This is a genomic window from Zavarzinia sp., from assembly GCF_049306435.1.
In the GTDB taxonomy this organism is placed as follows: domain Bacteria; phylum Pseudomonadota; class Alphaproteobacteria; order Zavarziniales; family Zavarziniaceae; genus Zavarzinia.
In genome coordinates, this window is record NZ_JBAQRT010000295.1 from 15,723 (window position 1) to 36,302 (window position 20,580).

Consider the following 20,580-nt stretch of genomic DNA (forward strand, 5'->3'; position numbering starts at 1 on the left):
CATGGGCGAAAACATGGCTCAAAGCGGACGGATCAGTGTCGAGCGGCGGGGCGCCGTGCTGCTGATCGGTCTTGACCGGCCCGAAAAGCGCAACGGTCTGACCCCCGAGATGTTCGTCGCCCTGAACGACGCCTATACGCTGCTCGAGGATGACGGGGCGTTGCTGGTCGGCATTCTCCATGCCCATGGCGACCATTTCACCGGCGGCATCGACCTGCCACGCTTCGCCGCCGCCATGGCCGAGGGCAGCGACCTGCCTCATGCCCCGGACAAGGTCGATGCCTTCGCCCTGCGCGGCCGGCCTCGCACCAAGCCGGTGATCGCCGCTGTCAAGGGCATCTGCTTCACCGCCGGGATCGAGCTGATGCTGGCGGCCGATATCGTCGTCGCCGGCAGCGATTGCCGTTTCGCCCAGATCGAGCCGAAGCGTGGCATCATGGCGACGGGCGGCGCCACCTTTCGCTTCGTCGAGCGGGCGGGCTGGGGCAATGCCATGCGCTGGCTGCTGACGGGCGGCGAATTCGATGCCGAGGAGGCCCGCCGTATCGGCTTCGTGCAGGAAATCGTGGCCCCGGCCGAGGTGCTGGACCGGGCGCAGGCGATCGCCGCCGAAATCACCGACAAGGCACCGCTGGCCGTCCGGGCGACAAGGTCGAGCGCGCTGACCTATGCGACAAGGGGCCAGGATGCGGCGATCGCCGAATTTGGCGTGATCCAGAAGGGTCTCGCGGCCAGCGCCGATGCCCGTGAAGGGGTTCTGTCCTTTGTCGAGAAGCGGCCGCCACGCTTCACCGGCCACTGAAGCGGATGCGTAACCGTTTGACGGCGGCGTCATTTTCGGGAACATGATGCCGGGCCGTTTGGTGCGATCACGCGGGCGCCAATGGCTTCGGTATCATTTTTCGAACAACGGCGCCCGGCAAACGGGCCAGGGGGCATTGTGTTGAACAGGCGTGGCGCCGGGGGGGCGATGAGGGAACTCGATCTGGCCGAGGACGATCCGGGCGACGAGGGCGAGGATGCGCTGCTGGCCGGCAAGCGGGCCGCGACCAAGGCGCTGAACCGCTCGCAGATCCTGGCGGCGGCGCGGGAAGTCTTCGCCGAACTCGGCTACGAGGGCACGACGGTGCGCGACATCATCCGCCGCACCTCGCTCGCCTCGGGCACGTTCTATAATTATTTTCCGACCAAGGAGGCGGTGTTCCGCGCCGTGGTCGAGGACAGCGCCCGGCGCGTGCGCCTGCGTCTGCGCGCCGACCGCCGCTCCGCCCAGAGTTTCGAAGGCTTCTGTCACGGCGCCTTCACCACCTATTTCCGCTATGTGGTGGAGGACAGGCCGACCTACGATCTGATCCGGCGCAATGTCGCGGCGATCGCGACCGTGTTCGAGAGCCCCGAACTGGCCGAAGGGCGGGACGAATTGCGCGAGGATATCGCGGACGCGGTCGAGCGTGGTCTGTTGCCGGTCGGCACCGACGTCGATCTCCTGACCCTGACCGTGCATGGCATGGCGGTCAATCTGGCCGCCCGCCTGATCGAGACCAATGGCGGCGACGTCGAACATGCGGCGCGCTTCGCCACCGATCTTCTGGTTGGCGGCGCCGCCGCGACCGTGAAACGCGGCTGACGCGCCGCGATCGTTCAGAACATCAAGAGGGGAGCCGGGACGTGGGTATCCGTCGTATCATCGAGAAATGGCTGGTCACCTTGCTGGTGCATCTGCCGCGCCGCTGGCTGGTGCTGATGGCCGGGGGCAAACCCCGTCAGGTCGAGGGCAAGACGCTGGATCCTCAGGTCCAGTTCCTGCTGGCCCTCGCGGCCAAGCGGCCGACCATCGACAAACTGCCGCTCGAGGCCGGGCGGCAGATGTATCGCGACATGACCTATAGTTTCGGTGGCCGCAAGCGCCAGATGTCGCGGGTCGAGGAGCGGCGGGCACCGGGGCCGGGCGGCGATGTCCCGATGCGCCTCTATGTTCCCGAAGGTCTGCCGGCCGGGCCCGCGCCCATGCTGGTCTTCTTTCATGGCGGCGGCTTCGTCATCGGCGACATCCCGTCCTACGACCTGACCTGCCGCTATATCGCCGAGGTCGCGCGCTGCCAGGTGCTGTCGGTCGAATACCGGCTGGGGCCCGAGCATGTCTATCCGGCGGCGATCGACGATTGCGTCGCGGCCTGGCGCCATATTTCGGCGAATCCCGGCGATTTCGGGGCCGACCCGGCGCGGATCGGGGTTGCCGGCGACAGTGCCGGTGGTCATCTGTCGGCTGTCGTGTGCCAGCAGGCCAAATGGTTCGGCCTGCCGCTGCCGCGCCATCAGGTGCTGATCTATCCGGTGGTCGACGTCTCGCGCGAGCGGCCGTCGCATCAGACCTATGGCGAAGGGCTCCTGCTGACCCGCGACCTCATGCACTGGTTCATGGCGAAATTCCTGCCCGAGTGGGTGGATCGGACCGATCCCCGGGTCTCGCCTCTCCTGTGGCAGGACAAGTCCGGCCTGTCACCGGCGACGGTGATCGTCGCCGGCTTCGATCCGCTGCAGGACGAGGGCCGGGAATATGCCGAGGCGCTGAAGGCGGCGGGCGTTCCGGTGACGCTGCTGTCCTGCGACAGCCTGACCCATGGCTTCATCTCGATGCCCGGCGTCGTCGAGGCGGCGGACAGGGCCCTGCGGGACATCTGCGCCGAGATCCGCAAGGGCCTCGCCGCGTAACGGGGCAGGGAGGGGTCGTACCCTCCCTGCCTATTCCGGCAGAAGGCTGGCGGTATAGCCGGCGGCGTAATAGGTGACGAGGCCGATCCACTCGCGCAGGGCGCGGGTGGATTGCACCAGGGTCTGGCCGAAGTTCAGCGGTTGCCAGGGGCTGTCGGTTCCGTAGGTGACGGGATCGACCGGCCAGGGCAGGACCGTCCAGCCGCCGAGGCGGAAGATGCCGACGGCGCGCGGCATGTGCATGGCCCCGGTCACCAGCACCCAGGGTTTTTGTCCATGGTCGGCACCGGCCAGCTTTCGCGCCTCGATCTCGTTTTCGCGGGTATTGCGCGAATTGGGGTCGAAACGGATGCGGGCGGTATCGAACCCCATGCCGGTCAGCAATTCGGCGACGAAGGGGGCTTCGGTCTTCTCGACCGTGCCAAGGCCGCCATAGCCACCAGCGAAAATGATCGGCGCCCGAGGGTAGCGATGGGCGAGGCTGACGAGGGCCGTGATGCGATCGGGATCGTCGCTGACGATCGGCATGTTCCAGGCCACCGAGCGGTCGGTATCGAGGGAGCCGCCCAGCACGATGATGCCGCCGATCTCCGCCGGCAGCTCGGGCCGGGGCGGAAACCGCGTCTCGAGGGCGAAGGCGGCATAGGGGCCGGCCGGTGTCGCGGCGGCGATCAGGAGCACGACGGCCCCGGTCCAGAGCGACGCGCCGGCCAGCCGGCGCCAGCGCAGCAGGCGAAAGGCGAGGGCCAGGAGCGCCAGCAGACAGGCGAGGTTGAGCGGCGCGGCGAGCAGCCAGAAGATCTTGGCGGCGATGAAGAACATGGGATCAGGCCTTGCGGAAGATGATGGCGGCGGCCCAGCCGATGCCGACCGCGATGGCGATGGCGACGAGACCATAAAGGGCGGGATAGTTCATCGCCGCCTTGTAGATCCAGCGCTCCAGCCCGGTCTTGTCGACGAAGAGGGCCGAGGAATTGGCGCCCACGAGGTCGCCGTCGCTGAACAGGTAGATTTCAGCCTTGTAGCTGCCGACGGGTACATTGGAGGGGAACTGGAACTCCGCCCGGAACAGGTTGGGGCCGACGAAGGTGACCGGCGTCAGCCCGCCGACATAAAGGCCCTGGCGCTGCTTCAGGCGCAGCAGCGCTTCGCGGAAATCCGGCGTCTCGGGCCGATCTTCCTCGGCGCCATTGCCACCGCGTTCGCGCAGCTTCAGGTCCGCGATGCCGATCTGGTGGCGCTGCAGGTGGCCGATCGCGCCGATCTCGGGCAGCGGCCGGGTCGAGGCGACGGCGTAGAAAGCGGGCACGCCTTCGAACGCCTGGGCCTCGTTGTTCACCCAGATGCCGAAGACCCGCTCCTTCTTCCGGACCCGGATCGACTGGTCCGGCCCCCGCAGCACGACGACGACATCGCGCTTGCCCGGCCCGTCCGGCACCACGGCGCCGAAGACCAGGATGGAGGAGCCGGTGAAGCTGGAGGTGATGGCGATCAGGCGCTGCGACAGATCGGTCATCAGACTGTCGGCCCGGGCCGTAACGGAAGCCAGCGCCAGGGCGCAGAGCAGGAGGAGGGCGCGCCGCGTCATGGCCGCAGCCCGATCAGGCTGAGGGAAAACAGCTCCGCCGGGCGCGCCAGCAGGTCGACGGACAGGCGGATGCCGACCGCGAGCACGAGAAGACTGAGCAGCACGCGCAGTTGCTCGCCCTTCAGGCGGACGGAGACCCGCGTGCCGAACTGGGCGCCGACGACCGAGCCGACCAGAAGGATCATCGCCAGCAGGATGTCGACCGACTGGTTGGCCCAGGCCTGCAGGAAGGTGACCGAGGAGGTCACGAAGATCACCTGGAACAGCGATGTGCCGATGACGACCTGGGTCGACATGCCGAGGATGTAAATCATCGCCGGCACCAGGATGAAGCCGCCGCCGACGCCCATGATGGCCGACAGGATGCCGATGAAGAAGCCGACGCTGAGGGGGACCAGAGCACTGATGTAAAGGCGCGACTTGCGGAAGCGCAGCTTGAAGGGCAACCCGTGAAGCCAGCTGTGCTGGTGCAGCTTGCGGCGCCGCGCGGTGCCGCGTCGCTGCTTCCACAGCGCGCTCGCGCTCTCGACGAACATCAGGCTGCCGATGGTGCCGAGGAAGATCACATAGAAGATGGCGACGACGACATCGACCGTGCCGGCCTTGCGCAAGGCGGCGAAGGCCCAGGAGCCGAGGCCGGAGCCGACAAGGCCGCCAAGGGTGAGCACGATGCCCATGGGCACGTCGACCGTGCCGCGTCGCCAATGGGCGATCACGCCCGAGACCGACGTGGCGACCACCTGCTGCGCGCCGGTGCCGACGGCGACCGGTGCCGGCACGCCGATGAAGATCAGCAGCGGCGTGATCAGGAAACCGCCGCCGACGCCGAACAGACCCGAAAGGAAGCCGACCGCGCCACCGAGACCGAGGAGCAAGAAGACGTCGACCGACAACTCGGCGATGGGCAGGTAGATCTGCATTCCTGGACTCGGGCCGTGTGAGCATCTCGGTCTTGCGGATTATGAGCAGGTGGCGAGCCGGTGACCAGCGTCATCGGCAAGACTGGCCCGGCATCCGCCCCTGGATTGAAAATTAGCGCTTGGAATCGATCGCAAGACGCAATCCAATGAATTGCCTGCCTCTTGGGCAGGCGTAGCTTGTTGCCTTGGTTTTGTTCACGATCGGCTTGGCTCGGCCCGGAGAGGGGTTTCCGCGGTCGGGAATGCCGGGGTTATCTGGGGGTGTCCATGCGCAAGTCACTCAAGCTCGGCCTCGCGGCCGCGCTCCTGCCCTTCATCGCCGTGCCGGCTGTTCAGGCCGAGGAGTTCGGCGATTTTTCCCTGACCACGCTGCGGACCCTGACGACGACCTATGCCGGCCGTCACACGGGAACCGCCGCTTTCGAGGGGGCGTCCGACTGGATGGCCGGGCGTTTCGAGGCGGCGGGCCTGAGCGTCAGCCGCCAGCTCTTCACCACGCGGCGCGGCCTGACCTCGCAGAATGTGATCACCAGCATCGCGGGCACGAGCAGCGATTTCATCCTGGTCGGGGCGCATTTCGATTCGGCGCCCCAGCGCGCGGGCTATACCGGCCCCGCGCTTCAGGGGGTGGACGACAATGGCTCGGGCGCTTCGGTCCTGACCGAGCTTGCCGCCCATATGTCCGGTCTGTCGCTGGAGACGGGTCTCGTCTTCAATGCCTTTGGCGCCGAGGAAACGGGGCTCGAAGGCTCCCAGGCTTACCGGGATTCCCTGACGCCCGAGCAGCTGGCCAGCCTGAAGGGCATGATCAACCTCGACAGTCTGATCACCGGCGATTTCATGTATGCCCATGCCGGCACCAATTACCTGGCCGATCCGGCGCTGAAATCCTACTGGACCCGCATCCACGCGATCGCGGACGAGATGGGCATCGACCTGCGCAGCAACCCGGGCCTCAATCCCGACTATCCGATCGACACCGGCTGCTGCTCCGATGCCGGCGTGTTCGAGGATCTGGATATTCCGATCCTCTGGCTCGAGGCGACCAATTGGGACATCGGTGATCTCGATGGTTACGAGCAGACCACCAATCCGGCGATCCCGGGCGGCGCGACCTGGCACAATCCCGCCCTCGACAATTGGGAGGTGCTGACCGCCGCCTTTGGCGAGGACCGCATTCCCGACCGGCTGGAAGCCTATTCGCTGCTGCTGACCCGGCTGTTGGTCGAGCTGACCGGCGCCGATCTCCTCGCCTCCGCGGCTTCGGGCGGGACGACGGCCTATCTGACGGCGGATCATGTCGTCCGCTACGGCGATGCCTTCGACGCTTCCGTCGATCGGCTGGCCCTGTCGATCCTCGATCATCCGCGCGATGTCGGCGCCTTCACCCTGTCGGTCGGGGTCGAAGGCACGATCATGCCGTCGGGTGGCTTCGACGACAGTCTGGACCTCGACAAGGCCAATTCCGGCCGCGCTTTCGTCCATGGCGACTATCAGGTCGGGCCGCTGTTCAATCTGGCCGCCGATCTGCAGGTCGCGCGCAATCGCGACGACGTGGCGGCGGGCGGCAGCCTGTCGTCCACTTCCGTGACCGGCGGCGTCAGCGCGCTTTACGGCTCGGGCGTGTCTCCCTGGGTTCTGGCGGCTCTGTCGGCGGGTTATGGCGACCTGTCGGGCACCCGGGCCTTTCACATGACCTCGGGCCTCGGGGCGACCCTGCTCGATCAGCGTTTCACCTATGATACCGATGCCGTGACTTATGGCGCCTGCCTGCAGGGCGGGCATGATTTCGACCTCGGCGGCTTCGCCCTCGGCCCGGTCGCCGGCATCGACTATGCCCATTACCGCGTCGGTGGTTATTCGGAAGATCAGAGCCTGCGCACCGCCCTCGGCTTCGAGGCGCAGAGCTTCGATTCCGCGGAGGCGACGGCGGGTGTCCGTCTGCGTGGCACCATCGCCTTCGGTGACCTCGCGTTGTCGCCTTACGGCTCGCTCGTCTATGTCCAGGAACTGGCCGATGGCCGTCCAGGGGATGTCGTGGTCCACACGGCCGGCGATGGTGCCGCCCACGTGGTGAAATTCGCCGAAGCGGACGAATCCTATGGCCGCGCGCGCCTTGGCGCCTCGCTCGGCCTTGGCGAGGGGGTCGGGACCTATGTCGAGCTTGGCACCCGCATCGGTCATGACGACGGCGCCCAGACCGGGATCACCGCGGGCCTTGGCCTGACCTTCTGATCCCCAATATCGAGGGCATCCCGGCAAGGGGCGCGCTTCCGGGCGCGCCCCTTGTTCATGTCCGGTTCAGTCGGTCACGCCGGCCGCGCGCAGGTGGCGGGGCAGGCGGCCGGTCAGCCACAGAAAGAACATCCGGTAATCCGAAATCAGCGACCAGACGGGATAGGTGAAGGTCGCCGGGCGGTTCTTCTCGATGCCGAAATGCGCGACCCAGGCGAAGAAATAGCCCGCCAGCGGCATCCCCAGCAGCCACCAGAAATTGCCCGAGACCAGGGCCCCGGCCAGGAAACCGAAGGTCAGGCCGGTGCCGATGTAGTGCATCGTCCGGGTCGCCGGCCTTGCGTGTTCCTGCAGATAGTAGGGAAAGAAATCACCGTAGGTTTCGATCCGCGCCGGCCGGTTGCTGGCCATTTCTCTCTCCTTCGTTTTTTGCATGGCATATTCGACAGTGTGCGGCCCACTTCCGCCATGTTTCAAGCATTTGCCGGTAACCGCAATTCCCGCTCGTTTCCGCAGTGCGCCGCAGCATAATCTTGCGCAGCTGACAAATTACCAGTTGACGTTAACGTCAACGTCACCTATGAATGCGCCCACGTTCGGAGGAGACGATCGAATGAAGGCAGGGGCTGAACCCGCGGGATCGAAGACCTATTCGATCACCCAGCTGTCAGAAGAATTCAGCATCACGCCCCGCGCCATCCGCTTCTACGAGGACCGGGGATTGTTGCACCCCCGCCGGGACGGCCAGACCCGGATCTATTCCCAGCGCGACTGGGTGCGCCTGCTGCTGATCCTGCGCGGCAAGCGGGTCGGCTTCTCGCTCGCCGAGCTGCGCGAAATCCTTGACCTTTACGACCTCGGCGACGGTCAGACCGAACAGATCCGCCGCACGCTGGAAACGGCGCGCGGCAAGATGGTCAGCCTGGAGCGGCAGCGCCAGGACATCGACCAGACCATCGCCGAGCTGAAGACCGCCTGTACCCATCTTGAAAGCCAGTTGCTCGAGCGCGGCATCGATCCCCATCTGCCGCTGCCGGTGCCGCGCCGCCGCCGGGCCGGGGCGGCCTGACCATGGCCGGTTTCCGGCCGCGATACCCTGGCGCCCGACGGCTTCGCCCGTCGCGCCGACAGCCTTCGGGTGGCCGCTCGATCGGCCATTCCGCCAACCTGGCGGCGTTCCGCGACGCCTCGCCCAAAATACTGACAAAAATGTCTGCAAAGCCTCTTGAAGTGTCATCGTCTTCCCGTTATGGCGATGGCAGCCCGACGACCCGCTGTCGGCGGCAGGCCTTCTCGGCCGCCGCCCGCTGTCGCCGGACCCTGGCAGTCCGAGGAGAGACCCATGCCCACCTATAAGGCGCCCGTCGACGACATCCGCTTCGTCCTGCACGACGTGCTCAACATCGAGAAATATTCCAACCTCCCGGGCTTCGCCGACGCCCCCAAGGACGTCGTGGACGCCATCCTGGAAGAGGGCGCCAAGCTGTGCGAGCGCGTCCTCGCGCCGCTGAACCTGTCCGGCGACCAGGAAGGCTGCAAGATCGAGGGCGGCGTGGTCACGACGCCCAAGGGCTTCAAGGAAGCCTACAAGACCTTCGTCGACGGTGGCTGGCCCGGTATCACCTCCGACCCCGCCTATGGCGGTCAGGGGATGCCCTATGTCCTCGGCTTCGCGCTGAATGAGTTCGTCTCTTCGTCCAACATGGCTTTCGGCATGTATCCGGGCCTGTCCCACGGCGCCTATGAGGCGATCCATGTCTGGGGCACCGACGAGCAGCGCCAGACCTATCTGCCGAAGCTGGTGACCGGCGAATGGACCGGCACCATGAACCTGACCGAGCCGCATTGCGGCACGGACCTCGGCCTGCTGCGCACCCGCGCCGAGCCGCAAGGTGACGGTTCCTACAAGATCACCGGCACCAAGATCTTCATCTCGGCCGGCGAGCAGGATCTGTCGGACAACATCATCCATCTCGTCCTCGCCAAGATCCCCGGCGGGCCGGAAGGCGTGAAGGGCATCTCGCTCTTCATCGTGCCGAAGTTCATGGTCAATGCCGACGGCTCGCTCGGCGCGCGCAATGGCGTGAAGGCCGGCAACATCGAACACAAGATGGGCATCTGCGCCAACGCGACCTGCGTGATGAATTACGACGGCGCGACCGGCTTCCTGATCGGCGAGGCCCACAAGGGTCTGCGCGCCATGTTCACCATGATGAACGCGGCCCGTCTCGGCGTCGGCGTGCAGGGCCTGTCCCAGGCCGAAGTGGCCTATCAGAACGCGGCGGCCTATGCCAAGGAGCGCCTGCAGATGCGCTCGATCTCGGGCACCAAGTTCCCCGAGAAGCCGGCCGATCCGATCATTGTCCACCCGGACGTGCGCCGGATGCTGCTGTCGATCCGTGCCTTCGTCGAGGGCGCCCGCGCCTTCTACCTGTGGACCGGCCTGAAGATCGATCTCGCCCACCGCGATCCCGATGCTTCGGTGCGCGAAGCCAATGACGACATCGTCGCCCTGGTGACGCCGGTCGTGAAGGGTTACCTGACCGACAAGGGCTTCGAGTCCGCGGTCAATGCCCAGCAGGTCTTCGGCGGCCATGGCTACATCAAGGAATGGGGGATGGAGCAGTTCGTTCGCGACGCCCGCATCACCCAGATCTACGAAGGCGCCAACGGCGTGCAGGCGCTCGACCTCGTCGGCCGCAAGCTCGGCCAGAACGGCGGCCGCGGCCTGATGGCCTATATCGGCGAAGTCGAGAAGTTCCTCGCCGACAACGAAGGCAGCGCCGAGCTGAAGCCCTTCGTCGACGGTCTGCGCGCGGCCACCAACGACCTGCGCGACGGCGCCATGTGGTTCATGCAGAACGCGCTCGCCAACCCGGATAATGCCGGCGCGGGCTCGGTCGACTACATGCATCTCTTCGGCATCCAGGTCCTCGCCTACATGTGGTCGCTGATGGCCAAGGTGGCGATCGAGGCCAAGGCCGCCGGCACGGCGACCGAATTCCACGACAACAAGTTGATCGTCGGGCGTTTCTTCATCGCCCGCATCGTGCCCGACACCGCCTCGCTGCTGGCGAAGCTGTCGACCGGCGCCGACACGATCATGGCCCTCGACGCGGCCAACTTCTGATCACCGCTCAAGCGGAGGAGAGGAGGGGGAGGCGGTGTGGCCAGCGCCGTCTTCCCCGACAGGAACAAGGGAACGGGGAGCCGGGCGGAATGCCCGGCTTCAACGAAATGAAAACAACCTGGCAGAGGAGAGAGACGTCATGTTCGAACGTGCACTGAAGCTCAGTGAAGAAGACCGGATGGTGTATGACAACGCGCTGAAGTTCTTCGAGCGCGAATGCGTACCCCACAACGCACGCTGGGCCGAACAGGGCGTCATCGACAGGGAAGCATGGGAAAAGGCGGGTGAAGCCGGTCTCCTCTGCGCCACCATGCCGCCGGAATACGGCGGTTCGGGCCTCAATTTCCGCGCTTCCGCCATGCTGATGGAAGCCCAGATCGAAGCGGGCACCTCGGGCCCCGGCTTCTCGCTCCATTCCGACATCGTCGCCCCCTATATCTACACCTATGGCACCGAGGAGCAGCGCCAGCGCTGGCTGCCGCGCCTCGCCACCGGCGAGCTGATCGGCGCCATCGCCATGACCGAGCCGGGCGCCGGCTCCGACCTGCAGGGCGTGCGGACGACCGCCAAGAAGGACGGCAACCACTATGTCGTCAACGGCCAGAAGACCTTCATCACCAATGGCCAGCTGGCCAATCTGATCATCGTCGTCGCCAAGACCGATCCGAGCAAGGGTGCCCATGGCACCTCGCTGGTCATCGTCGAGACCGACGAGGCCGAAGGCTTCCGCCGCGGCCGCAACCTCGACAAGGTGGGCATGGCGGCGCAGGACACGTCGGAGCTGTTCTTCGATGAAGTCCGCGTGCCGATGACCAATCTTCTCGGCAGCGAGGAAGGCCAGGGCTTCATCCAGCTGATGCAGCAACTGCCGGCCGAGCGTCTGCAGATCGCTGTCACCGCGATCAAGACGGTGGAAAAGGCGATCGAGCTGACGATCAAATACACCAAGGAACGCCAGGCGTTCGGCAAGCCGGTGTTCAGCTTCCAGAACACCCGCTTCAAGCTGGCCGAGGCGGCGACCGAAGCTCGCATCGCCCGCGTCTTCGTCGACCATTGCATCGAACTGCTGGTCGAGGAAAAACTCGATGTCCAGACCGCCGCCATGGCCAAGTGGTGGTGCTCGGAGTTGCAGTGCAAGATCGTCGACGAGTGCCTGCAGCTGCATGGCGGCTATGGTTACATGATGGAATATCCGATCGCGCAGATGTTCGTGAACGGCCGCATCCAGAAGATCTACGGCGGCACCAACGAAATCATGAAGGAACTGATCAGCCGGATGCTGTGACCGGCTGCCGCAAACATTGCCGCGTCGTCCCGGCGAAGGCCGGGACCTCTCGACAAGGGGACCTCCACCCGCGGAAGATCCCGGCCTTCGCCGGGATGACGAGCAAACAACAGAGACAGCAGAAACTCAATTGAGGAGAGACACAATGGCCGACGCATATATCCTCGACGCGGTGCGCACGCCGCGCGGCAAGGGCAAGAAGGACGGCTCGCTGCACGAGGTGACCGCCCTGCACCTCGCCACCACCGTCCTGAAGGCGGTGCGCGACCGTAACAACCTCGATACCTCGATGGTCGAGGACGTGGTGCTCGGCTGCGTCGAGCCGGTGGGCGAGCAGGGCGCGGACATCGCCCGCATCGCCGTCCTCAACGCCGATTACGCGGAAACCACCGCCGGCGTGCAGGTCAACCGCTTCTGCGCCTCCGGCCTCGAAGCCACCAACATGGCGGCGGCGCAGGTCATGTCGGGCCAGAGCCCGATGTCGATCGGTGGCGGCGTCGAATCCATGAGCCGCGTGCCCATGGGCACCTCGGGCGGCGCCTGGCCGATGGATCCGCAGATCGCCTTCAAGTCCTATTTCGCGCCGCAGGGCATTTCGGCCGACCTGATCGCGACGAAATACGGCTTCTCGCGCGATGACGTCGATGGCTATGCCATCGAAAGCCAGAAGCGCGCCGCGCACGCCTGGAAGAACGGCTATTTCAAGAATTCGGTCGTGCCGGTGAAGGACATCAACGGCCTGACCATCCTCGACCATGACGAGCACATGCGCCCGGACGCGACCATGCAGTCGCTCGCCTCGCTGCAGCCGTCCTTCGCCATGTTCGGCGAGATGGCTTTCGACGGCGTCGTCCAGCTGCGTTACCCGGAAGTCGAGAAGGTGAACCACGTTCATCACGCCGGTAACTCCTCGGGTATCGTCGATGGCGCTTCCGCCGTTCTGGTCGGCACCAGGGAAGCCGCCGCCGATGCCGGCATCCGCCCGCGCGCCAAGATCCGCAGCTTCACCTCGATCGGCTCCGAACCCTCGATCATGCTGACCGGTCCTTCGGCCGCCGCCGAACGTGCCCTGAAGCGCGCCGGCATGAAGCCGACCGATATCGATCTCTACGAGCTGAACGAAGCCTTCGCCGCCGTCGTGCTGCGCTTCATGCAGGCGCTGGATGTTCCGCACGACAAGATGAACGTGAACGGCGGCGCCATCGCCATGGGCCACCCCCTCGGCGCGACCGGCGGCATGATCCTCGGCACCGTGCTCGACGAGCTGGAGCGCCGCGATCTCAACACCGCCCTGATCACCCTTTGCGTCGGTGCCGGCATGGGCATCGCCACCATCATCGAGCGCGTCTGATCGTCGGGATTGAAGCCATGAGCAACAACATCAATTACAACGTCGACGCCGACGGCATCGCCACCATCACCTGGGACATGGCCGGCCGTTCGATGAACGTGCTGAACGAGTCCTCGATCAAGGACTTCGCCGAGGCGACCGAGAAGGCGATCAACGATCCCGCCGTCAAGGGCGTGATCATCACCTCGGCCAAGGATGCCTTCCTGGCCGGCGCCGATCTCGACATGCTGGTGAAGACCGCCTTCGGCCCCAAGGACGCCAAGGCCCTGACCGAGAATTCGGGCGCGCTGCAGAAGATCTTCCGGCGTTACGAAACGGCCGGCAAGCCCTTCGTCGCCGCGATCAACGGCACCGCGCTGGGCGGTGGTCTGGAAATCACCCTGGCCTGCCACTACCGCATCGCCGCCGACAATCCGAAGACCAAGCTGGGCCTTCCGGAAGTGAAGGTCGGCCTGCTGCCGGGCGCCGGCGGCACCCAGCGCCTGCCGCGCATCATCGGCCTCGCCAAGGCCCTGCCGCTGCTCCTGCAGGGCAAGGAACTCGACCCGAAAAAGGCGCTGGCGGAAGGCATCGTCAACGAGGTCGTGCCGGCCGATCAGCTGCTGGCCCGGGCCAAGGCATATCTCCTCGGCACGCCGCTGAACGCCCAGCCGTGGGACGACAAGAAGTTCAAGGTCCCCGGCGGCGCGGTCTATTCGCCCGGCGGCGCCCAGACCATGATGGGCGGCATCGCCATGTCGCACAAGGAAAGCTACGGCAATTATCCGGCGATCAAGGCGATCCTGTCCTGCGTCTACGAGGGCCTGCAGGTGCCTTTCGAGGCGGGCCTTCGCATCGAGACCCGTTACTTCGTCTCGCTGCTGCTCGATCCGACCGCGGGTAACATGATCCGTACCCTGTTCATCTCCATGCAGGAGCTGAACAAGGGCGTGCGCCGGCCGCAGGGCCAGCCCGCGACCGAGGTGAAAAAGCTCGGCATTCTCGGCGCCGGCATGATGGGCGCGGGCATCGCCTATGTCTCGGCCGCCGTCGGCATCGAATGCGTGCTGCTCGACCAGACCATCGAAGCCGCCGAAAAGGGCAAGGCCTATTCGACCAACCTGCTCGACAAGGCCATTTCCCGTGGCAAGTCGACGCCGGAAAAGAAGGAAAAGCACCTCGCCCTGATCACGCCGACCGCCGATCACGCCGACCTCGCCGGCTGCGACCTGGTGATCGAGGCGGTGTTCGAGAACCGCGACGTGAAGGCGGAAGCGACGAAGAAGACCGAGGCCGTGATCCCCGCGACCTCGATCTATGCCTCCAACACCTCCACCTTGCCGATCTCGGGCCTCGCCGAGGCCTCGGTCCGGCCGGAGAGCTTCATCGGCATCCACTTCTTCTCGCCCGTCGACAAGATGATGCTGGTCGAGATCATCATGGGCAAGAAGACGGACCAGCGCGCCCTCGCGGTCGCGATGGATTACGTCAAGAAGATCCGCAAGACCCCGATCGTCGTCAACGACAGCCGCGGCTTCTACACCAGCCGCTGCTTCGGCACCTATGTCAACGAAGGCATCGAGATGCTGGCGGAAGGCATCGCCCCCGCCATCATCGACAATGTCGGCCGCGCCACGGGCATGCCGCGCGGCCCGCTCGAGATGAACGACGACGTCGCTCTCGACCTTGGCCACAAGGTGCGTACCCAGACCCGGAAGGACCTGGGCGATGCCTATGAAGCCACCCCGGCCGACGACATCGTCGAGACCATGGTGGTGAAGCTCGGCCGCTATGGCCGCAAGAACGGCAAGGGCTTCTACGAATACCCGGCCGACGGCAAGAAGTACCTGTGGTCCGGCCTCGCCGAGCTCGCCCCGGTGAAGATCACCGAAGGCACGCCCGAGCTGATCAAGGAAATCCGCACCCGTCTCCTGTTCCGGCAGGCGGTGGAAGCGGCGCGCTGCGTCGAGGAAGGTGTGACCACCGACGTCCGCGATTCCGACGTCGGCTCGATCCTGGCCTGGGGCTTCGCGCCCTGGACCGGCGGCCCGCTGTCGCTGATCGACCGCGTCGGCGTTGCCGAGTTCGTCAAACAGTGTGACACCTTCGCGGCCAAATACGGCAAGCGCTACACCCCGCCCCAGCTCCTCCGCGACATGGCGGCCAAGGGCGAGACCTTCTACCAGACGGCGAAACTCGCCGCCGCCGCCGAGTAACCTCGGGGGTAGAAACGGAAAGGCCGGCGGGGCGACCCGCCGGCCTTTTTCGTTTTGGGGGGCTTGGTTGTGGATGTCACCCGGGCACCTGCAGGCCCAATTTCGCCAATCTCTTTCTCGCCGTAACCAGTTCGTTTTCCGAGAACAAGTGACGCCATCGCTCGCTGGTCACGAGGCATTCCATGGAATTCCGCAAACAGGCTTTCATACGGTAGCCACTGGCTTTTTCCGGCCCCTCGTCGAGGCCGGCGGTTTCGCTGCCGAAATATCGGAATGTCACCCGTCGGCCCCTTGAGGTCGAGTTCCGTGGCTTTCCACCCTGCGCTTTACCAGGCTGAGCTCTGCGTATGCCCCATGCCGGCCTGGTTCGCCCACCACGCGGGGTATTGATAGGTACTGCTGGGCAACGGAAAGCACAGGATGCGCGAAACCTCGTCGAAAGTGGCGCTCTCTGTTGAAATGGACCAGTGATTGGTCCATAATGGATAGCGAGTATTCGTTGATACGCAGCCGGAAAGAATGCCCATGCGTGTGTCCGTGACTGAAGCCAAAGGGCAATTGACCGAACTCGTCCGCAGGGCGGAGGCGGGAGAGGATATTGTCCTGACCCGTCACGGCCACGCCGCCGTTCGGCTCGTGCCCGTGATGGCGGTGCCTGACCGGGCTACGCGCCGGGTGTTGATGGAGGCCGCGCGTGATGCAGCGGCGGGCAAGGCTCTGCTCGGGGCGAGTGCCGCGCGTAGTCAGGACGACCTCTATGGCGACGACGGTTTGCCGCGATGATCGTGGTCGATACGTCGGCTCTCATGGCGGTGTTGCTGGCTGAATCGGAATCGGAGGGCTGCATCTCAGCCCTCGAAAGTGAGGATCGCCTCCTGATCTCGGCCGGCACGGTCGTCGAGGCTTTGATCGTCGCCGGGAGGCGCCATATAGGGGACGAGATGTTTCGGCTGATCGACGGCCTGGGCTTCGACGTCATCAGCGTGACGAAAGCCTCGGCATTGCGGGTTGCCGAAGCCTATGAGCGCTGGGGCAAAGGGGTGCATCCAGCCGGGCTCAACTTTGGCGACTGTTTCGCCTATGAGTTGGCAAGGGAGCAGTCCTGCCGCCTGCTCTTCGTTGGGGATGATTTCTCGCGTACCGATATCGAGGGCGTTCTCTAGAAACCCTCACGCCCCCGCCATCTCCTGCCGCACCCAGCTCACGATCTGTTCCGTGCGCATGGCGCCCGAGACCTGCGCCACGCGCTTGCCGCCGACGAAGAGCAGCATCGTGGGGATGCTGCGGATGCCGAGGCGGGTGGAGAGTTCGGGCTCGGCGTCGCTGTTCAGCTTGAGAAGGCGGATGGCGGGCTCCAGGCGCGGGGCGGCGGCGGCGAAGGCGGGACCCATCATGCGGCAGGGGCCGCACCAGGGCGCCCAGACATCGACGAGAACCGGCTGGCTGCTGCGGGCGATCTGGCGCTCGAAGGCGGCGGTGGTGGCTTCGGCCGGGTGGCCGTCGAACAGGGCCTGATGGCACTGGCCGCAGCGACCCTCGGTGGCGGGCTTGTCCTTGGGCAGGCGGTTGACGGCGGCGCAATGCGGACAGACGGTCAGCCGTTCGGTGCTGGCAGGGGCGGACATCATGGATCGGCTTTCGGCGGCGGCCGCGGGGGCCGGAGAGAAGGGGACTTCCCCTGATATTGGATGTGTTTCCCGCCCTGAAAAGAGGGAAGGGGGAGGCCTTACGAGCCATCGCGGGCAATCGCATTATTCAATAATGAGAATCAGACGCAATAGCATAATCTCCTGACCAGGACCCGCTGGGGCGCGGGGTCATTCCTTCTGTCGGGGGTTGCATGTCTTCGGTTCGGGGTGTGGGTCTGTTCGGCCCGATGGTGGCGTTGTCGGCGCTGGCGGTGGCAGGGGCCGCTTTCGGCCAGACCACGGGTGAGGGGCAGGGCGAGACGGCGATCCTGCCCACGGTGACGGTCGAAGGTGAGACCGTGGCGCCGGAGGCGACGGACGGCGGCCAGGGCTATCGCGCGCCCCTGGCCGCGACGGCGGCCAAGAGCCCGGCCGGCACCTTGCAGACGCCGCAGTCGACCCTGGTGCTGACGCGCCAGCTGATGGACGATCAGGGCAGCCGCAGCCTGACCGATGTGCTGCGCAATGCCGCCGGCGTCATGCCCGGCGGTTATTACTATGGCTGGGAATATGTCCGAATCCGGGGCTTCGACGCCGACGACTCGATCTATATCGACGGGCTGACCAACGGCTATGGCGTTGGTGGCGCGCTCGACCTGTTCCTGTTCGACCGGGTCGAGGTGGTGCGCGGTCCGGCGTCCACGCTTTATGGCGCGAGTTCGCTCGGCGGCATGGTCAATCTCACCAGCAAGCGGCCGGTGCCCGACACTTTCGCCACCATCGAGACGACGGTGGGCAGCCAGGGCGACCATCAGGCCAGCATCGACGCGGGCGCGCTGCTCAGCGCCGATGGCACGCTCTATGGCCGGTTTCTGTTCCTTGGCGGCTCGGACGCCAGCTTCATCGAGGATGTCGATCCGTCCGAACGGGTGCTGGTCGCGCCATCGCTGACCTGGAAGCCGAACGACCGCACCTCGCTCACCCTGCTCGCGACCTACAGCAAGTCGTGGGACGAGGGGGCGCCGACCCTGCCCGCCATCGGCACGGTGCTGCCCAGTCCTTATGGCCAGATCCCGCTCGACCGCAATCTGGGCGAGCCGGATGTGCCCGAGTCCGTGGTTACCGAGACGAAGCGCATCGGCTATGAATTCCGTCACGAATTCGACGAGACTTTCGCCGTCCGCCAGTCCCTGCGCATGAACTGGTTCGAGTCTCGGTGGCGCAACATCCTCTATCCCTGGATGTATTATCCGGATGACCGCACGATCCTGCGCTTCGTTTACGCCCGCGACGCGGAATGGACGATCTTCAACACGGACACCGCCGCCGAGGCGCGTTTCGCCACCGGACCGCTCGGCCATTTCATCGCCCTCGGCGTCGACTATACACGCTATCAGGAAGACTCGATCGGCTCCGACTTCTCGGCGATGTCCTTCATCGATGCCTATGACCCGGTCTATAACGGTACATTGCCGGCGCAGCCGCTGACCTCGCCCTCGAGTTCCGAGCTCGATGCCCTCGGCGTCTATCTGCAGGACCAGATCCGCTGGAACACGGTGACGCTCACCCTCGGCGGGCGCTTCGACCGGGCCAAGGCCGACGAGAGCGGCGACAAATCCGACGATGACAAGTTCAGCCCGAAAGTCGGCGCCACCTGGGAATTCACGCCGGGCTTCGCCGTCTATGCCAATTACGCCGAATCCTTCCGCCCGCAACCGAGCACCCCGGTCGGCTCGATTGGTGGCCCCAATGCCGAGCCCGAGACCGGCACCAACTACGAAATCGGCCTGAAGGCCGATAGCACAGATGGCACGTTGGGCGGCACTTTCGCCGTCTATCAGCTCACCCGGCAGAATGTCGCTTCCGACACCGGCCTCGGCTTCTACGCCGTCACCGGCGAGGAGCGCAGCCGGGGCGTCGAACTCGACCTGCGCTGGTCGCCGCTCGACGGGCTGGATCTGATCGGTTCCTATTCCTACACCGACACGGAAGTGACCGACGACGAGGACCCGACCAAGGTCGGCGACGCGATGCGCAACGTGCCGCCCCATATGGTCAGCGGCTGGGCGCATTACAGGCTGCAGGAGGGGCCGCTCGAAGGCCTCGGCTTCGGTCTCGGCGTTCGGCATTACACGGAACAGGAAGGCACGCTGTCCAACAGTTTCAAGCTGCCGGCCTACACGCTGGTCGATGCCGCCCTGTCCTACGAGGAAGGGCCCTTCCATGCCCGTCTCAACGTGATGAATCTGTTCGACGAGGAGTATTATGTCGGCTCCTACAGCGACTTCTATGTCCTGCCCGGCGCGCCGACCGAGGCGCGACTGACCGTCGGCTACACGTTCTGACGGCCATGCGGAAGGCGCTTCTTCTCCTTCATCGCTATGTCGGCCTCGGCATCGCGGCCTTCCTGGCGCTGTCGGGCATCACCGGCAGCGTCATCGCCTTCAATCATGAAATCGACGAAGGACTGAACCCTGGCTTCTACGCCGCCAGCACTGAAGGACCGGCCCTGCCCTTGCGGGATCTGGTCGCCCGGGTCGAGACGGTCTATCCCGACATTTTCATCGACGGTGCCAGTCTGCCCGACCATGCTGGCGCGCCGGTCTCGCTGTGGGCCGAGCCGCGCGAGGGCAAGGACGAGACGATCAACCAGATCTTCGTCGATCCCGCGACCGGCGAGATCCTGGGCGCGCGGAATTTCGGCGCCTGCTGCTTCTCGGCGGAAAACCTGATCCCCTTCCTCTATGTTTTCCACTATTCCCTGTCGCTGCCCGAGCGCTGGGGCGTCTGGCTGATGGGCCTGATCGCGATCTTCTGGTTCTTCGACTGTTTCGTCGGCGCTGTTCTGACCTTTCCCAAGGGGCGGCCGTTCTTCGCCAACTGGCGGCCGGCCTTCGGTCTCAAGAGGGGCGCGGGTTCCTATCGCCGAAATCTCGATCTGCACCGGGCGGGCGGGCTGTGGTCCTGGCTGCTGCTGGCCATGCTGGCGCTCAGCGGCATCGCCATGAATCTTCAGTACGAGGTGTTCCGGCCCCTGCTGTCGCTGGTGACACCTCTGTCGCCATCGCCCCTCGAGATCGGGATGCCGCGCTTCACCGAGAAAGTCTCGCCGCCCGCGCTCGGCTTCGACGAAGCCATGGCCCGGGGCGTGGAGGTCGCGGCGGCGCAAGGCGAGCCGGGCCGGGCGCTCGGCGCCTATCACTTCGGCCAGTTCCGCGCCTGGCTGATCGTCGTCGGCGAGGAAGAACATGGCCCCGGCCTCGGCGCCGCCAGGATCTATCTCGACGATGCGACGGGGGACCCGCTGCTGACCGAATTGCCCGGCCGGGGCACGGCGGGCGACATCTTCCTGCAACTGCAATTCCCACTGCACTCGGGCCAGATCATCGGCCTCCCCGGGCGGATCCTGATCGCCGTCATGGGGCTGGTGGTGGCCACCCTGTCGGTGACCGGCATCATCCTCTGGGGCTACAAGCGGAAAGGGCGGGTGACGCTGCGCCGCCGTCGGCGCGAGGTCGCGGCGACATCCTGATCCC

The 20,580-nt window shown here is 65.6% G+C and carries 18 protein-coding genes; 13 read left to right on the top strand and 5 right to left on the bottom strand.

Translation table 11 applies throughout. From position 1 onward, the window contains the following. Position 1 precedes the first annotated feature (1 nt). The 3 genes from WAZ62_RS16480 to WAZ62_RS16490 all read left to right on the top strand — a co-directional run bounded on the left by WAZ62_RS16480 (position 2) and on the right by WAZ62_RS16490 (position 2,712). Positions 2-802 carry a crotonase/enoyl-CoA hydratase family protein gene (locus WAZ62_RS16480; protein ID WP_422644624.1) on the top strand — a complete coding sequence of 267 codons (801 nt, stop codon included), beginning with the start codon at positions 2-4 and terminating at the stop codon, positions 800-802. 168 nt (positions 803-970) lie between these two features. After that, entirely contained in the window at positions 971-1,627 is a 657-nt protein-coding gene (locus WAZ62_RS16485; protein ID WP_422644625.1) for a TetR/AcrR family transcriptional regulator, read from the top strand. 41 nt (positions 1,628-1,668) lie between these two features. Continuing rightward, positions 1,669-2,712: an alpha/beta hydrolase gene (locus tag WAZ62_RS16490; RefSeq protein WP_422644626.1), complete on the top strand. Its 1,044-nt coding sequence runs from the start codon at positions 1,669-1,671 to the stop codon at positions 2,710-2,712. Positions 2,713-2,742: 30 nt separating this feature from the next. Here the strand turns inward: WAZ62_RS16490 and WAZ62_RS16495 are convergent, their stop codons facing one another. From WAZ62_RS16495 to WAZ62_RS16505, 3 genes are read right to left on the bottom strand one after another with little or no spacing between them, the layout of a single operon-like run. Continuing rightward, the gene (locus tag WAZ62_RS16495; RefSeq protein WP_422644627.1) at positions 2,743-3,534 is read right to left on the bottom strand and encodes a YdcF family protein; all 792 of its coding nucleotides are present in this window, start codon (positions 3,532-3,534) and stop codon (positions 2,743-2,745) included. Positions 3,535-3,538: 4 nt separating this feature from the next. Then, positions 3,539-4,300: a TIGR02186 family protein gene (locus WAZ62_RS16500; RefSeq protein ID WP_422644628.1), complete on the bottom strand. Its 762-nt coding sequence runs from the start codon at positions 4,298-4,300 to the stop codon at positions 3,539-3,541. Next, a complete protein-coding gene (locus WAZ62_RS16505; RefSeq protein WP_422644629.1) occupies positions 4,297-5,220 on the bottom strand; it encodes a sulfite exporter TauE/SafE family protein in 924 nt (307 codons plus the stop codon). The genes WAZ62_RS16500 and WAZ62_RS16505 overlap by 4 nt, the downstream gene beginning before the upstream one ends. Positions 5,221-5,487: 267 nt before the next feature. On the opposite strand from WAZ62_RS16505, the gene WAZ62_RS16510 reads away from it, so the two are divergent. Next, positions 5,488-7,455, top strand: a complete 1,968-nt coding sequence (locus WAZ62_RS16510) for an autotransporter domain-containing protein (protein WP_422644630.1) — start codon at positions 5,488-5,490, stop codon at positions 7,453-7,455. A gap of 66 nt (positions 7,456-7,521) precedes the next feature. Here the strand turns inward: WAZ62_RS16510 and WAZ62_RS16515 are convergent, their stop codons facing one another. After that, positions 7,522-7,866, bottom strand: a complete 345-nt coding sequence (locus WAZ62_RS16515) for an Mpo1-like protein (protein ID WP_422644631.1) — start codon at positions 7,864-7,866, stop codon at positions 7,522-7,524. Between the two features lie 202 nt (positions 7,867-8,068). On the opposite strand from WAZ62_RS16515, the gene WAZ62_RS16520 reads away from it, so the two are divergent. The 7 genes from WAZ62_RS16520 (at position 8,069) to WAZ62_RS16550 (ending at position 16,579) form a co-directional block, all read left to right on the top strand. Continuing rightward, positions 8,069-8,524, top strand: a complete 456-nt coding sequence (locus tag WAZ62_RS16520; RefSeq protein WP_422644632.1) for a MerR family transcriptional regulator — start codon at positions 8,069-8,071, stop codon at positions 8,522-8,524. Positions 8,525-8,797: 273 nt separating this feature from the next. Continuing rightward, positions 8,798-10,585: an acyl-CoA dehydrogenase C-terminal domain-containing protein gene (locus WAZ62_RS16525; protein WP_422644633.1), complete on the top strand. Its 1,788-nt coding sequence runs from the start codon at positions 8,798-8,800 to the stop codon at positions 10,583-10,585. A gap of 139 nt (positions 10,586-10,724) precedes the next feature. Beyond that, positions 10,725-11,870: an acyl-CoA dehydrogenase family protein gene (locus WAZ62_RS16530; RefSeq protein WP_422644634.1), complete on the top strand. Its 1,146-nt coding sequence runs from the start codon at positions 10,725-10,727 to the stop codon at positions 11,868-11,870. Positions 11,871-12,015: 145 nt separating this feature from the next. Then, positions 12,016-13,221: an acetyl-CoA C-acetyltransferase gene (locus WAZ62_RS16535; RefSeq protein WP_422644635.1), complete on the top strand. Its 1,206-nt coding sequence runs from the start codon at positions 12,016-12,018 to the stop codon at positions 13,219-13,221. 17 nt (positions 13,222-13,238) lie between these two features. After that, positions 13,239-15,416: a 3-hydroxyacyl-CoA dehydrogenase NAD-binding domain-containing protein gene (locus tag WAZ62_RS16540; protein ID WP_422644636.1), complete on the top strand. Its 2,178-nt coding sequence runs from the start codon at positions 13,239-13,241 to the stop codon at positions 15,414-15,416. A 525-nt stretch (positions 15,417-15,941) separates the two neighbouring features. After that, positions 15,942-16,199: a type II toxin-antitoxin system Phd/YefM family antitoxin gene (locus WAZ62_RS16545; protein WP_422644637.1), complete on the top strand. Its 258-nt coding sequence runs from the start codon at positions 15,942-15,944 to the stop codon at positions 16,197-16,199. Further along, positions 16,196-16,579 (top strand): type II toxin-antitoxin system VapC family toxin, encoded by a 384-nt coding sequence (locus WAZ62_RS16550; RefSeq protein ID WP_422644638.1) that lies wholly within the window; start codon positions 16,196-16,198, stop codon positions 16,577-16,579. The genes WAZ62_RS16545 and WAZ62_RS16550 overlap by 4 nt, the downstream gene beginning before the upstream one ends. Before the next feature lie 6 nt (positions 16,580-16,585). On the opposite strand, the gene trxC is transcribed toward WAZ62_RS16550, so the two are convergent. Next, positions 16,586-17,044 (bottom strand): thioredoxin TrxC, encoded by a 459-nt coding sequence (trxC, locus tag WAZ62_RS16555; RefSeq protein ID WP_422644639.1) that lies wholly within the window; start codon positions 17,042-17,044, stop codon positions 16,586-16,588. A gap of 212 nt (positions 17,045-17,256) precedes the next feature. Between trxC and WAZ62_RS16560 the strand changes: the two genes are divergently transcribed. Together WAZ62_RS16560 and WAZ62_RS16565 are read left to right on the top strand one after the other, a co-directional pair. Beyond that, on the top strand, positions 17,257-19,389 hold the full coding sequence (locus tag WAZ62_RS16560) for a TonB-dependent siderophore receptor (protein WP_422644640.1): 2,133 nt from the start codon (positions 17,257-17,259) through the stop codon (positions 19,387-19,389). Between the two features lie 5 nt (positions 19,390-19,394). Beyond that, a complete protein-coding gene (locus WAZ62_RS16565) occupies positions 19,395-20,576 on the top strand; it encodes a PepSY-associated TM helix domain-containing protein (protein ID WP_422644641.1) in 1,182 nt (393 codons plus the stop codon). Positions 20,577-20,580 lie beyond the last annotated feature (4 nt).